The sequence below is a fragment of the Micromonospora sp. DSM 43699 genome, from assembly GCF_055517075.1.
Window position 1 is genome coordinate 1 of sequence record NZ_JBTMMT010000246.1, and the last position, 420, is coordinate 420.

Sequence of the window (420 nt, forward strand, 5' to 3'; positions counted from 1 at the left end):
GTCCGAGGTGCGCAAGAACGGGACCATTCCCTACCTGCGTCCGGACGGCAAGACGCAGGTCACCATCGAGTACGACGGTGACAAGGCGGTGCGGCTGGACACGGTGGTCGTCTCCTCGCAGCACGCGAGCGACATCGACCTGGACTCGCTGCTCGCGCCGGACATCCGCGAGTTCGTCGTCGAGCACGTGCTCGCGCAGCTCGTCGAGGACGGGATCAAGCTGGACACCGAGGGCTACCGCCTGCTGGTGAACCCGACCGGCCGTTTCGAGATCGGCGGCCCGATGGGCGACGCGGGTCTGACCGGCCGGAAGATCATCATCGACACGTACGGCGGCATGGCCCGTCACGGTGGCGGTGCGTTCTCGGGCAAGGACCCGTCCAAGGTCGACCGTTCGGCGGCGTACGCGATGCGCTGGGT

The 420-nt window shown here is 67.9% G+C and carries 1 protein-coding gene; it reads left to right on the forward strand.

All coding sequences use genetic code 11. The features are described from left to right. A partial coding sequence (locus AC0AIB_RS31475; RefSeq protein ID WP_465098125.1) for a methionine adenosyltransferase domain-containing protein occupies window positions 1-420 on the forward strand: 420 nt, incomplete at both ends.